This window comes from Streptomyces sp. NPDC030021, from assembly GCF_055574035.1.
This window is the reverse complement of record NZ_JBVIAH010000016.1, coordinates 85477-98613: the sequence shown is the minus strand read 5'-3', so window position 1 is coordinate 98613 and position 13137 is coordinate 85477. Positions and strand designations below refer to the sequence as shown.

The following is a 13137-nucleotide window of genomic DNA, read 5'->3' as shown; positions in this document are numbered from 1 at the left end:
GGCGGAGGCGCCCGGTCGTGGGGACGTGCCACCGGTCGTACGGTGGAGGGAGGCGCGCGCCCCCGCAGCAGCCTGCGGCGGTGCACGTGCCCGCACAGGCCGCGCAGCACCCCGACCCCGAGAGGCGGGTGCCATGGGCGGCCCTCCACGACCCCCGACGAGGGGAACACTCTGATGCGTACCAAGAACAGCCGGATCCGTCGCGTGTGCGCCGCCGCCTGTACCGTCCCGCTGCTCGTGCTCGGCGGCGCGGCCACCGCGATCGCCGTCCCGGCGGCAGCCACAGCGGCGTCAACGGGACTGCGGTGAGCGCCTGCCGGGTGGCCCCCGAGTAGGAGTTCCGCCACCCGCGTCCCCCTTCCGAGAGCAGGTGTGTGTCCCATGCGCCCGTCGACCCGTATCGCCGGCGTCCTCGCCGGTCTGCTCCTCTCCCTCACCGGCGCGGCCCTCGTCGCCCCCGCCGCCCACGCGGACATCCCCGCCTGCACGAACATGGCCGCGCAGACGGGTGCCGAGGTCACCGACGCCGTCACGGCGTCCTGCAGGCAGGGCGTGAGCGGCGACCTGCAGGGCTGCGTGAGCGGCCTGACCGCGGCCGGAGTCCCGGGTGGCGCCGCGAACGGCGCCTGCCGGGCGGCGGCCCTGGAACCGCGGTAGGGCCCGCGAGATACCGGAAGCGCCCGTTTTCCCGCCGTACGTCGGAGAACGGGCGCTTCGCGCTGCCTCGGCCTCGCCGGGCCGCCCAGCCGGGAAACAGTGATATGCGTCACGGCGTGCACGTCGGTGGTGGGCTTTCTTGACGGAGCGTTAACCCGCCGACATTTCGATATTTGTCCCTTTTGGAATTGACATTCCCCTCTCCGCCAGAAACGGAATGCGTGGTACCGGTAGACCCGCCGCCGACCGGCCAGGTCACAGCCGTTTCTGAGCACTCATCAGACGGTTGCGGGAGTGACCAAATCGTGATGATGCACGATCACGGTCCCGTTTCAAGCCACGTGCCGACCGCCCCAGGCTCGTGATCAGCGGAAACTTGCCAGGCCATTCAGAGGCTTTTAAGAATGGCGGCCTCTTCGGCGCCCTGCGATTCCGGCGCCGGAAGCTTCGCGATCACTGAATGAGGTCAGGCATGCAGAAGCATCGGAAGAAGTCGTCCTACAAGAAAATAGTCATCGGCGTCGGCGCGCTCGCCCTCGTGGGTGTTCCCACCGCCGCCATGGCCTGCTTCGACGGTCAGGACGACGGCAACAGCCGGACGCGGACCGCGAGCCACCAGCAGCAGCGCCCGTGGCAGTGGCAGTCCACGCCCTCGGCCACTCCGAGCACCCTGGCGCCCGTGGACGCCCCGCTCCCGGCCACGTCGCCGAGCAGCAGCCCCGCCGAGGCCTCCCCGAGCAGCCCCGCCGAGACCGCCGCACCGCCCGTCGTGGAGACCACGCCGCCCGCGCAGCCCAAGCCTGCGAAGCCGCCGGTCGCCACCAGGAAGCCGCAGGCGCCCGCGCCGTCGAAGCCGGCCGCCCCGCCGGCCTCCGGCGAGATCGCCCAGGTCCTCGCGCTCGTGAACCAGGAGCGCGCCTCGGCCGGATGCCAGGCCGTCTCCCTCAACGCGAAGCTCACGAAGGCCGCGCAGGACCACAGCGCCGACATGGCCTCCCACAGCAACATGTCCCACACCGGCTCCGACGGCTCGGACCCGGGCGCACGCATCACCCGCGCCGGGTACACCTGGAGCACGTACGGCGAGAACGTCGCCTACGGCTACAGCACGCCCGAGAAGGTCATGGAGGGCTGGATGAACAGCCAGGGCCACCGGGAGAACATCCTGAACTGCTCCTTCAAGGAGATCGGTATCGGCCTGGCGCAGCCCGGCTACTACTGGACGCAGGACTTCGGCACGGCGCGCTGACCCCGCGCCCGCCCGGTGGAGCGGACCGCGGACCCACGAAGGGTCCGCGGTCCGCTGCGCCTGTTCCGGTCCGGTCCGCTGCACCCGGTCCGGTCCGGACCGGTCACAGCCTGAACAGCACTCCGCGCCAGGTCCAGCCCGCCCTGAGGACCGTGTTCTGCAGGGGGTTCTTCATCAGCCCCGTGTCGAAGCGGAACGTCTCCACCTTGCGGCGGCGGCCGTCAGCGCCCCGCTGGAACTCCCACTGCCGGTAGACCGCCTTCCCCGGCCCCCGGCCGTACTGCTCGCCGGAGTGCTCCAGCGAGGGCTCCCACCGCTCTTCGAGTACGCGCACCTCGTGCTTCGCGGGGACCAGGCGCATGCTGGTCTTGAGGGTCAGGCGCATCTCGCTGACCCGGCACTCCACCACCAGGTCGGCACGTTCCCGCGGGGTGCCCTCACGGACGGCGAACAGCCCGTCCGAGCCCCCCAGCGCGAGCAGCGCGTCCCGAAGCTCCTCGGCGGCCCCCGGCGTGACGCTACGGGCCGGATGCCTAGTGCCCGTGCGCTTGTCCCAGAAACGCCCCACCGTCAGCTCCTTACCCCGTTGTCCGGGCGCACCGAGCGTACGAACTCCTGGAACTGTTCCAGGACTTCGTCGTGCTGGGCCGTGGTGGCGGTCAGGGCCAGGCGGATCATCGCCCGCTTGTGCGGGTCTCCGGTGTCCACGAGGGACAGGTACACCTGGGACTGGACGAGCTCGTGGCGGGCGCCGTCGGCCACGGCCGAGAAGCTCAGCCGCTGGGTCAGGGCGGGCGCGTCCTCGGAACCGACCTCGCGGCGGTGGACCAGTTCCACCGACTCGGCGAACTCACGCAGGTGTGCCACCGACGCGTCGGCGATCTCGGCCAGGGTCACCCCGTCCTTCGGGAACCCGCCGTCGATGGTGATGTTGGCGGTGAACCCGGCGTCCGGCCGCGGATGCACCGCGGCGAAGGCCACTCCTGGGTCGAACCCCTCCGGACGGGCCGGGAGCCAGCCCTCGGGCAGCCGGAATTCGATCGGCACCGGCAGTGTCGTGGGCATCCGGGGCCCTCCTTCCATGGAATCGGACATCAGTCGAGCAACCAGTCCTTGAAGTCGCCTGCGGCGTCGCCGACCGCGTGCGCCGTATCGCCGACCGCGTCGGCCACGTCACCGGCGGTCTTGGCCACCTTCTCAGGATCGACGGTGATCTCCAGGCCTATGGAGCCGCCGAGGAGGGGCGAGGCGCCGGCCTTGCCGCCGAGTTTCCACACCCCGGTCGTCTCGTCCTTCTTGTAGCCCCACCAGGCCTCGGCACCGGGACCCGCCCATCCTTCGGCCGTCAGGCCGACGCCGATGCCGCCGGACTCCACGCCTCCGGTGACGCCGCCCTTCGCCCCGGCGAACCCCTTCGCGCCGATCGTCACTTCTTCCTTGGTGACCTTGAGGCTGCCCGCGAGTTCGCCACCGACGAATCCCTCGGCCCGCCCGTAGACGCTCTGGTACTCGCCTCCGGCCCGGCCCTCGGCCAGTGCACGGATTCCCGCGGACCCCTCGGCCTTGGCCACCAAACCCTTGTCGGTGAGGCCGAAGTTCGCGGTTGCCCGGCCGCCGCCGTAGATGTCGGCGACTCCGGAGAGCTGCATCGGCCCGAGGCTCCCCTCTCCCTTCGCGGTCTCGTGGAAGAGGTCGGCGTAGGCCTTGACCGAAGCCTCCTTGCCGTACTGGCCCGGGCCGGTACTGCTCCAGCCGACATCCCAGGTGTCGGTCTTCGTCCTGATCTTGACCTCGTCGAGCTTCTTGGCCTTCGCCAGGTCGCCCTCGGCGTAGTTGTTGAAGCCGGTGAGGGTCTCGTCGCGGCCGTTGCCCTGACCCAGGGCATCCCTGTTGCTGTCGTTCACGGCCGCCACGAGGGCGTCCTTGACGTGCGTGTCGGCGTCGGAGGCGGCCTTGACCCGGTCGTCGATGTGCTTCTGCCACTTGCCGACCGCGGTGCGGACGGCCTCCTGGCCGTCGGGGTCGTGGTGGTAGGCGCTGCGCTCGGAGGGCGTCAGCTTGGAGTAGTCGAAGGCGACGCGCCCCTGTTCCGAGACGGTCATGCCGGCGGCGATCGCGTCGTCGCGGGCGCTCTCCAGCTTCTTCTTGAGGTCGACGAGCTGTTCGTGGGCGCCCCGCAACAGGCTCGCCACCGCTTTGGCCTGGTTCTGCGCGGCGGAGTACTCGTAGCGGGTCGCCGTGAACTTCGTCCGCGCCGCTGTGGCGCTGACGCCGACCCAGTTGTCCCCCATGGTGATCGTCTGGACGGTGTCCCCGTAGCGGGTCTCGACCTTCTTCAGCTCGCCCGCCATCGCGTCCCACTTGGCGGCGGCCGTCGTCAGCAGGCCCAGGTCCGTGGTCATGACTTCGTAATAGGTCAGCACTGCAGCCCCCTACATGCCGTGCAGTTGCGACTGCGACGCGAACTGGCCGCCCAGGCTGATGTCGTTGCCGGCGATGTAGCCCGAGGCACCGCGCAGCGCCATCTTCTCCCCGGCGAGGCGGCCCATCAGCGTCTTCACCTGCTGGTCCCAGGTGTCCGCCACCTTCTTCAGGCCTGCGGCCGTCTCCCAGCCCTCGAAGCCCTTCTGGGCGTTGCCGGTGGCGTCGTCCGCATGCTCCGCGGCCGTCTTGGTGGCGTGCTCCAGCTCGTTCTCGATCGTGTCCGCCGCCGCCCTCTTCTCCGCGGGGGTCGAGGCGAAGTCCTTGGCGCCGCCCTGAGTGAACAGCCCCGACGACGGCGGGGTGACCCCCGGAGCGTAGGGGACCACCGACGGCGGCGCGGTGACGCCCGGAGCGTACGGACCGGGCGACACCGGGGCGACCGGGGTGACCGGGGTGACCCCCGGAGCGTACGGACCCAACGGCGGCCCGCTGTTCAACCGCATGTCCACCTGGCCGAGATCATCTGACATGGTCACGCCTCCCCGTAGTTGAGGGTGATCATATGCAAATCGCGAAGCCATAGGCCAGAGTTGGCCTGATGGACGGACCCCGGCTACGCGCCGTAGAAGAGCTCGTCCACGACCGCCCGGGCGCGGCGGGTGATGCGGCGGTAGTCGTCCAGCAACTCCCCGACCGTGCCCTCGGCGTATCCGAGGTAGCGGCCCACGGCCGCGAGTTCCCGGGCCTCGGCGGGGAAGGTGTCCCCGGCGCGCCCGCGCACCAGCATCACGGCGTTGCGGACCCGGGTCGCCAGCACCCAGGCCTCGTCCAGGATCTGCGCCTCCTCGGTCGGGATCAGCCCGGCCGCGTGGGCGGCCGCCAGGGCCTCGCGGGTACGGGTCGTGCGCAGGCCCGGTTCGGCCCAGGCGTGCCGCATCTGGATCAGCTGGACGGTCCACTCGACGTCGCTGAGGCCGCCGCGGCCGAGCTTGGTGTGCAGGGTCGGGTCGGCCCCGCGCGGCATCCGCTCCGACTCCATGCGGGCCTTGAGCCGGCGGATCTCGCGTACGGCGTCCTCGCCGAGCCCCTCCATCGGGTAGCGCAGCGGATCGATCAGCTCGATGAAGCGGGCGCCGATGTCGGCGTCGCCCGCCACCGGTTCGGCGCGCAGCAGGGCCTGGCTCTCCCAGGTCAGGGACCAGCGCCGGTAGTAGGCGGCGTAGGAGGCCAGCGTGCGCACCAGCGGGCCGGAGCGGCCCTCGGGGCGCAGGTCGGCGTCGATGAGCAGCGGCGGGTCGGTGCTGGGCAGCTGGAGCAGCCTGCGCATTTCGGCGATGACGGTCTGGGCGGCCTTGGCGGCGTCCTGTTCGTCGACGCCCTCGCGGGGTTCGTGGACGAACAGGACGTCGGCGTCGGAGCCGTAGCCGAGTTCGTGTCCGCCGAAGCGGCCGACGCCGATGACGGCGAAGCGGGTGGGCAGCGTATCGCCGTAGTGGCTGTGGACGGCGGCGCGCAGGGCCCCGGCGACGGTGGCGGCGGTGAGGTCGGAGACGGCCCCGCCGACCCGGTCGACGAGGGCTCCGTGGTCCTCCTCGGCCGGGTTGTCCTCCGTGCCGTACGAGCCGATGATGTCGGCCGCGGTGGTGCGGAAGAGCTCGCGGCGGCGCACGCCGCGGGCGACGGCGACGGCGGCCTCGGGGTTCTCGGCGCGCCCGACGGCGGCGAGGACCTCCTGCTCCAGGGCCTCGTGCGTACGGGGCTGCAGGCCTTCGGGGTCGCCGAGCAGGGCCACGGCCTCGGGGGCGCGCATCAGCAGGTCGGGGGCGAGGCGCCCGGCGGACAGGACGCGGGCGAGGTTCTCGGCGGCGGCGCCCTCGTCGCGCAGCAGGCGCAGGTACCAGGGGGTCTTGCCGAGGGCGTCGGAGACCTTGCGGAAGTTCAGCAGGCCGGCGTCCGGGTCGGCGGACTCGGCGAACCAGCCGAGCATCACCGGCAGCAGGGTGCGCTGGATGGCGGCCTTGCGGGTGACGCCGGAGGCGAGGGCTTCGAGGTGGCGCAGGGCCGAGGCCGGGTCGGCGTAGCCGAGGGCTTCGAGGCGCTGGCCGGCGGCGCGCGGGGAGAGCCGGGTCTCGCCGGGGGTGAGCTGGGCGACGGCGTCGAGCAGCGGCCGGTAGAAGAGCTTCTCGTGCAGGCGGCGGACCACGGAGGCGTACCGGCGCCAGGCCTTGTTGAGCTCGGCGACGGGTTCGGTGCGCAGGCCCATGGAGCGGCCGAGGCGCCGCAGGTCGTTCTCGTCCTCGGGGACGAGGTGGGTGCGGCGCAGCCGGTAGAGCTGGATGCGGTGCTCCATGGCGCGCAGGAAGCGGTACGCGTCGTGCAGTTGGGCGGCGTCGGCGCGGCCGACGTAGCCGCCGGCGGCGAGGGCGTGCAGGGCGTCGAGGGTGGTGCCGGAGTGCAGGGTGGCGTCGCTGCGGCCGTGCACGAGCTGGAGCAGCTGGACGGCGAACTCGACGTCGCGCAGGCCGCCGGGGCCGAGTTTGAGCTCGCGGTCGACCTGGGCGGCGGGGATGTTGTCGACGACGCGGCGGCGCATCTTCTGGACGTCGGCGACGAAGTTCTCGCGTTCGGCGGCCTGCCAGACCAGCGGGCTTATGGCGGCGATGTACTCGGCGCCCAGGGCCTCGTCGCCGGCCACGGCGCGGGCCTTGAGGAGGGCCTGGAACTCCCAGGTCTTGGCCCAGCGCTGGTAGTAGGCCAGGTGGGAGGCGAGGGTGCGGACGAGGGGGCCGTTGCGGCCCTCGGGGCGGAGGTTGGCGTCGACGGGCCAGATGGTGCCCTCGACGGTGGTCTCCGAGCAGATCCGCATGAGGTGGGAGGCGAGGCGGGTGGCGGCCTGGAGGGCCTTGCCCTCGTCGGCGCCGGGGACCGAGTCGCCGACGAAGATGACGTCGACGTCGGACACGTAGTTCAGCTCGTTGCCGCCGCACTTGCCCATCGCGATGACGGCGAGGCGGCACAGGGCGGCGTCCTCGGGGGCGGCGGCGGAGGCGATCCGCAGGGCCGCGCGGAGGGTGGCGGTGGCCAGGTCGGCGAGCTCGGCGGCGGTCTGGGCGACGTCGATGGTGCCGCAGACGTCGCGGGCGGCGATGGAGAGCAGGCAGCGGCGGTAGGCGACGCGCAGGCCGACGGGGTCGTGCGCGTCGGCGAGGCCGAGCTCGAACTCGGGGAGTCCGGGGTGCAGGTCGGCGGCCTCGTAGGTGATGAGGCCGAGCCAGTCGCGGGGGTGGCGGGCGAGGTGGTCGCCGAGGGCCTCGGAGGCGCCGAGCACGCCGAGCAGCCGGTCGCGCAGCGGTTTGGCGCTGACGAGGGTGTCGAGGAGCCCGGGCAGTTCGCCGTCCGGCTGGGCCTCGGCGAGCCGGACGAGGCCGAGGAGGGCGAGGTCGGGGTCGGCGGTCGCGCCGAGGGCGTCGAGCAGCACGGGATCGGCGCGTACGGCCGCGAGCGCGTCGGCGTCGAGCAGCCGGGCGGCGGCGGATGGGTCGGTGAAGCCGCTGCGGAGCAGCCGGATGAAGGTGCTGCTCCTGCGTCCCGGGACCGTCATCCCGCCGCCTCCCGCGGTTGTCGCTGCCACTGCCTGCACTGCCCTGGCGGGCTCTGCTCCTGAGCCTAGGCCCTGGGACCGGTCGGCGGAGTCCCGCCCGGGCCGCGACGTAGATTTGGGCGTGTCCGGATCAAATGTTCGACCTGAGGCGCATACGATGCCAAGGATTCTCTGATCATCGGATTATTCATCGCGCCATCGGGGTACACCCCGCCGTCCTGCCGGAAGGAGCCTCATGTCCGACTCCTGGCAGGGCCCCGGAGCCTGGGACCCGCAGGGTGTGCCGACCGGATCCACGCGGGGGCAGCAGGCTTGGCCGCCCGAGCAGGGGTACGAAGGACACCAGGGGTACGAGCGGTACGAGGGACACCAGGGGCACGAGGGACACCAGGGGTACCAGGAGCACCAGGGGTATCCGGCGCAACAGCCCTACCAGGGGCACCCGCAACAGCAGCAGAACGCGTACGCACACCCGCCCCAGCAGGTCCACCAGGCCGCGCCGCAGCCCGACTTGGCCGACGCGGCCGAACCGCCGGCCACGGCCGAACCCGTCGACCCGCCTGCCGAGGCCGAAGCCACCGAGGCCCCCGAGGCCCCCGAGGCCGCAGCCACCGACAGCCGCCGCCGGGCACGCCGCCTCGCCCGCGGCAAGGGCGGGGCCCGAGAGGGTGCCCGAGACGGGGCCCGGGGCGGAGCCCGCCCCCGTCGCCGCCGCCGGGCCGGCCTCGTCAAGGTCGTCGCCTTCTGCGTGGTCACCGCCGCCGGGAGCCTTCTCCTGCTCCGCGGCAACGAACTCCTCGACCGCCTCGGCTCCCCCACCGTCCCCGACAAGGCTGCAGGCACCCCCACTCCCGCCCCCGAGCCGCCCGACCCCGGCCGGGTGCTCCAGGTCATCGCGCATCCCGACGACGACCTGTACTTCATGAACCCCGACCTGCGGTACTCCATATCCGCCGGCCACCCCGTCACCTCGGTCTACCTGACCTCCGGCGAGGCCGACGGCATCAACGCCGGCGCCGCCAAGGCGGCCACCACCAAGCCCGACAAGCCCGCCTACGCCGAGGCCCGCCAGAACGGCATCCGCGCCGCCTACGCCAAAATGGCCACCGGCGACCGCGGCAGCCCCTGGACCCGCACCGTCGTCCCGACCAAGGGCGGCGGCCACGCCGAGGTCGACGTCCTCGTCGCCAAGCCCCAGGTCAACCTCGTCTGGTTGCAGCTCCGCGAGGCCGGCTCCGTCTACGACAACGTCCCGGACAGCCTGCACGGCCTGTGGGACGGCAAGGTTCCCCGCCTGGACTCCATGCTCGCGTCCGGCACCCCGGTCAAGGAGAAGTTCTCGTACTCCAAGGACCAGGTCGTCCAGACCCTCGTGGGCATCCTGGAGCAGTACCGGCCGACCACCGTCCGCTCCCAGGACCCGACCCCCGGCCGGCATCCCGAAACCAAGCGCTACACCGACCACCAGGACCACTTCTACGGCGCCCGGTTCGTGCAGCTGGCCACCGCCGCCTACGCCAAGGACGTCACGGACCGCCCGCACTTCGCGGTGCAGAACTACTCCGGCTACATAAACGGCTCGCTCCCCAGCACCCTGGACCCGGACGAGGCCAAGGAGAAGCTGGACATCCTGGGCACCTACGCCTGGCTCGACCAGCAGAACCACTGCAACAGCCCGGCCGGCTGCGGCGACCTCAAGGTCTCCGACCAGCCGGGCGGCAACCGGTGGTCGGACTCCATCAACTACACCCGCGGCACCAGCACCAGCTGGCTGACCTCCGACCCCGAGCACGGGCTGTGGGCCTTCAAGGTGCTCGACGGCCAGGTGGCGCTCTGGCACCGGCCCGGTCTCGTCGGCCGCTGGAAGGGCCCGGACCTGCTCCCCGGCACCGGCATGGACCCGGGCGTGAGCACCGTGACCCTCGCCGACGGCCGGATAGCCGCCTTCGGCACCCGCACCTCCTTCGGCGCGAAGCCCACCGACTACAAGCGCGAGGTCGTCTACGTCGTCCAGAAGCAGCCGGGAGCCGCGGAGTTCACGGAGTGGCAGTCGCTCGGCACCCCCGAGACCGCGGACGAGACCTGGACCTCCGACATCAGCGCGCCGGCCGTATCCGTCGACGGCACCGGGCAGTTGGCGGCGTACGTGCGCGACGGCGCGTACAGCCTGCGCGGCCGGGTGCAGCGGGCGGACGGCAGCTGGGGGCCCTGGGAGAAGTACGGCGGCACCGACCTGCACGGCTCCCCGGCCACCGCGACCGACGGCGCCGGGCGCCGCATGGTGTTCTCCGCCACCTCCAAGTCGGTGGTGGGCTGGGTGCAGCCGAAGCCGGGCGCCCCGCTGGGCCAGGTCACGGCCACCGGGCTGCCGGACACCACGCTCCCGCTGACCGCGGACGGCCGCGAGGGCGGGGTACGGCTGTGGTTCCGCAAGCCCGGCTCCGGCAATGTCCGTACCGCCCTGATCACCGGTGAGGGCGGGCTGAAGGTGAGCCAGATGACCGACCTCGGCGGCCTCCAGGGATTCGGCTCCGTGACGGCGAGCGGGCACGTGCTGGCGGGCCGCACGGCGGGCGGCCAACTGGGCTCGGAGGCCGGGCCGGGGCGGCCGTGGGAACGGTCCCCGCTGATGTTCGTCGGCGCGCCCTCTTCGACGATGACCGGCAAGAGCCTGGTCAGCCTGGCGGTGGTGGGGCTCGACGCGCGGCTGTACGTGACCTCCTCGGCCGACGCGCCGAACGCGCACCTGGCGCCGTGGCAGCCGGTGGGCCCGCGCAACGCGCCCGCATCGCCGTAGGCGGACGAACAACGTCCGCATTTTGTTCCGGAAAAGCACCGGTCATCTGCGAATTCGGTGAACCAAGTCGGCCGATTCGCCCTCTCTCTGACTGTTCGACGCTTTCTCCCGCCCAGAACACGACCCGAGGCGTGACCCGATGCCCGTGACCCGTCGCCGCTTCGCGGCCCTGCTCACCGTGCTGACAGCCGGCGCCACCGGTGTGCTGTCCGTGGCCACCGGCCAGCAGACCACCGCGGAAGCCACCCAGGAGAAGAACCCGGCCACCGCCCGGCCCGCGAGCGTCACCGCCGGTTCAGTCGTCCAGATCGTCGCCCACCCCGACGACGACCTGTTCTTCATGAACCCGGACCTCAGCCGATCCCTGCTGTCCGGCACCCAGGTCACCACCGCCTACCTCACCTCCGGCGAGTCCGACGGCCGCAACGAGGCCCACGGCGGCGCCGCCACCGACCCCCAACAGCCCGCCGACCGCGCCCACTACGCGGAGGCCCGGCAGAACGGCATCCGCTCCGCGTACGCGCAGATGGCCACCGGGGACCGCACCAGCGCGTGGAAGCGTACGGTCATACCCACTGCCGGGGGCGGGCGGGCCGAGCTCGACGTCCTCATAGCAAAGCCGCAGGTCAACCTGGTGTGGCTGATGCTGCGGGAGGCCCGCAGCACCGGCGGGGACACCCCCGAGAGCCTGCGCGGCCTGTGGAACGGCCGGATAGGCGCGCTGGACGCCCAGCTCACCTCCGGCACCCCGGTCAGGCAGCCGTTCACGTACACGAAGGACCAGCTCGTCCAGGCGATAGCCGGGGTCCTGGACCTCTACCGGCCGACGACGATACGGATGCAGGACCCGACGCCGAACCGCTACGGCGAGGACGGGACCGGCCGGTACACCGACCACCAGGACCACATGTACGGCGCCCGCTTCGTTCAGGCCGCCACCGCCGCCTACGCCGCCGAGGTCAGCAGGCGCCCGCACTTCACGGTCCAGAGCTACCTCGGCTACCACAACAGCACCCTCCCGCACGCGCTGGACCCGCAGACCGCCGAGACCAAGACCGGCTTCCTGAGGACCTACGCCTGGCAGGACCACCAGGACTACTGCGGCAGCCCGTCCGGCTGCGGCGACCGCAAGGTCGCGGGCAACCCGACCGGGCGCAACTGGGCCCAGTCGCTGCGCTACACGCGCGCCGACAACACCTCCTGGCTGACGGAGGGAACGCCCGGCCGCCTGTGGGCCTTCGCCACGCTGGACGGCCAGACCGCGTACTGGGCCCGCACCCCCGGCGGCGACTGGGCGGGCCCGACCTTCCTCCCGGGCACGGGCATCGACCCGGGAGCCACCGCCACCCGCCTCCCCGGCGGCCGCGTCGCCGTCCTCGCCACCCGCACCACCTTCGGCTCCGCGCCCGCGGAGTACCGGCGCGAGGTCGTGTACGCCGTCCAGCCCGTGCCCGACGGCCCGTTCGGCCCGTGGCAGTCGCTCGGCACCCCGGAGCGCACCGACGACGAGGGCACCTCGGCGATCAGCGCACCCGCGGTGTCCGTGGACGCGCGGGGCCTCCTCACCGTCTACCTCCGCGACTCGCGCCGCACCCTGCGCGCGAGCACCCAGCAGCCGGACGGCGGTTTCTCCCCGTGGGAGCGGCTCGGCGGCGAGGACCTGCAGAGCGACCCGGTGACGGCGATCGACGCGGCCGGGCGGCGCCACGTGTACGCGACCACCACGACGTCCGTCCTGGCCTGGACCCAGCGCACCCCGGACACCCCGCTGCTCGGCCCCGCACCGACGGGCCTGCCCGCCACCACGGTCCCCCTGTCGGCCTGCCCGGACGGCGCGGGCGTCCGCCTCTTCTTCCGCCGCCCGGACTCGGGGGTCGTCCGCACCGCCCTGGTGACGGCGGGACCCTCGGTCCGGCCCCACGTCTCCAGCGTCACGGAGGCGGGCGGCCGCGCCGGCTACGGCGCGGTCGGCGCCGCGGGCCGCCTCATGGTGGGCCGCGCGGACAGCGGCACCATCAGCACCACGGGCCTCGGCGGCCCCCCGGCATGGGCCGAATCCCTCATGCTCTTCGCGGGTGCCCCGTCGGCTGTCCTCGAACCCTCGGGCACCACCACGACGGCGGTCCTGGGCCTGGACGCCGAACTCCACACGACGACGACCCCCACCACCCCCAACCGCCCCACCTGGCACCGCGCGGTCCACTGAGGCCGGGCCCATGGGAATGTTCCACCCCTCCGGGCCGCCCCACTTCGAGCCCCGCCCCAACCATCCTCTGGCGGGCCGTCATTGGCGGCGCTCATGACCCCCAGGCCATCTGAGGCCAGGGCGGCGGCCGGAGAGGGCGAGCCCGTTCGGCAGCGGGATCGTGCCCTCTTCTGGTGCACCCCCGCCCCCCACTCGGCCGTCCC

Annotated in this window: 10 protein-coding genes; 5 read left to right on the top strand and 5 right to left on the bottom strand. The window is 72.6% G+C overall.

Annotation, left to right across the window (positions count from 1 at the left end; all coding sequences use genetic code 11):
- Positions 1 to 174 precede the first annotated feature (174 nt).
- The 3 genes from ACZ4YL_RS28420 to ACZ4YL_RS28410 all read left to right on the top strand — a co-directional run bounded on the left by ACZ4YL_RS28420 (position 175) and on the right by ACZ4YL_RS28410 (position 1906).
- Positions 175 to 309 (top strand): hypothetical protein, encoded by a 135-nt coding sequence (locus ACZ4YL_RS28420; RefSeq protein WP_468120452.1) that lies wholly within the window; start codon positions 175 to 177, stop codon positions 307 to 309.
- 72 nt (positions 310 to 381) lie between these two features.
- On the top strand, positions 382 to 657 hold the full coding sequence (locus ACZ4YL_RS28415; protein ID WP_468120450.1) for a hypothetical protein: 276 nt from the start codon (positions 382 to 384) through the stop codon (positions 655 to 657).
- Between the two features lie 472 nt (positions 658 to 1129).
- Positions 1130 to 1906 (top strand): CAP domain-containing protein, encoded by a 777-nt coding sequence (locus ACZ4YL_RS28410; protein WP_468120449.1) that lies wholly within the window; start codon positions 1130 to 1132, stop codon positions 1904 to 1906.
- Positions 1907 to 2009: 103 nt separating this feature from the next.
- Here ACZ4YL_RS28410 and ACZ4YL_RS28405 read toward each other — a convergent pair whose 3' ends face one another.
- The 5 genes from ACZ4YL_RS28405 to ACZ4YL_RS28385 form a co-directional block, all read right to left on the bottom strand.
- Positions 2010 to 2474, bottom strand: a complete 465-nt coding sequence (locus tag ACZ4YL_RS28405; protein ID WP_468120447.1) for a hypothetical protein — start codon at positions 2472 to 2474, stop codon at positions 2010 to 2012.
- 2 nt (positions 2475 to 2476) lie between these two features.
- Complete coding sequence (locus tag ACZ4YL_RS28400; protein ID WP_468120445.1) at positions 2477 to 2971, bottom strand: hypothetical protein; 495 nt, start codon at positions 2969 to 2971, stop codon at positions 2477 to 2479.
- Positions 2972 to 3000: 29 nt separating this feature from the next.
- Positions 3001 to 4308: a hypothetical protein gene (locus ACZ4YL_RS28395; RefSeq protein ID WP_468120443.1), complete on the bottom strand. Its 1308-nt coding sequence runs from the start codon at positions 4306 to 4308 to the stop codon at positions 3001 to 3003.
- Between the two features lie 30 nt (positions 4309 to 4338).
- On the bottom strand, positions 4339 to 4860 hold the full coding sequence (locus ACZ4YL_RS28390; RefSeq protein WP_468120441.1) for a hypothetical protein: 522 nt from the start codon (positions 4858 to 4860) through the stop codon (positions 4339 to 4341).
- 83 nt (positions 4861 to 4943) lie between these two features.
- Positions 4944 to 7931, bottom strand: coding sequence for a bifunctional [glutamine synthetase] adenylyltransferase/[glutamine synthetase]-adenylyl-L-tyrosine phosphorylase (locus tag ACZ4YL_RS28385; protein WP_468120439.1), 2988 nt, complete (start codon positions 7929 to 7931; stop codon positions 4944 to 4946).
- A gap of 235 nt (positions 7932 to 8166) precedes the next feature.
- Between ACZ4YL_RS28385 and ACZ4YL_RS28380 the strand changes: the two genes are divergently transcribed.
- Together ACZ4YL_RS28380 and ACZ4YL_RS28375 are read left to right on the top strand one after the other, a co-directional pair.
- The gene (locus ACZ4YL_RS28380) at positions 8167 to 10728 is read left to right on the top strand and encodes a PIG-L family deacetylase (protein WP_468120438.1); all 2562 of its coding nucleotides are present in this window, start codon (positions 8167 to 8169) and stop codon (positions 10726 to 10728) included.
- A 139-nt stretch (positions 10729 to 10867) separates the two neighbouring features.
- Complete coding sequence (locus tag ACZ4YL_RS28375) at positions 10868 to 12934, top strand: PIG-L family deacetylase (protein WP_468120436.1); 2067 nt, start codon at positions 10868 to 10870, stop codon at positions 12932 to 12934.
- Positions 12935 to 13137 lie beyond the last annotated feature (203 nt).

Bases quoted from the DNA above. Each gene is read 5' to 3' on its own strand.
- ACZ4YL_RS28390 (WP_468120441.1), bottom strand. From the start codon at position 4,860: ATGTCAGATGATCTCGGCCAGGTGGACATGCGGTTGAACAGCGGGCCG.
- ACZ4YL_RS28385 (WP_468120439.1), bottom strand. From the start codon at position 7,931: ATGACGGTCCCGGGACGCAGGAGCAGCACCTTCATCCGGCTGCTCCGC.
- ACZ4YL_RS28410 (WP_468120449.1), top strand. From the start codon at position 1,130: ATGCAGAAGCATCGGAAGAAGTCGTCCTACAAGAAAATAGTCATCGGC.
- ACZ4YL_RS28380 (WP_468120438.1), top strand. From the start codon at position 8,167: ATGTCCGACTCCTGGCAGGGCCCCGGAGCCTGGGACCCGCAGGGTGTG.
- ACZ4YL_RS28375 (WP_468120436.1), top strand. From the start codon at position 10,868: ATGCCCGTGACCCGTCGCCGCTTCGCGGCCCTGCTCACCGTGCTGACA.
- ACZ4YL_RS28395 (WP_468120443.1), bottom strand. From the start codon at position 4,308: ATGACCACGGACCTGGGCCTGCTGACGACGGCCGCCGCCAAGTGGGAC.
- ACZ4YL_RS28400 (WP_468120445.1), bottom strand. From the start codon at position 2,971: ATGCCCACGACACTGCCGGTGCCGATCGAATTCCGGCTGCCCGAGGGC.
- ACZ4YL_RS28420 (WP_468120452.1), top strand. From the start codon at position 175: ATGCGTACCAAGAACAGCCGGATCCGTCGCGTGTGCGCCGCCGCCTGT.
- ACZ4YL_RS28415 (WP_468120450.1), top strand. From the start codon at position 382: ATGCGCCCGTCGACCCGTATCGCCGGCGTCCTCGCCGGTCTGCTCCTC.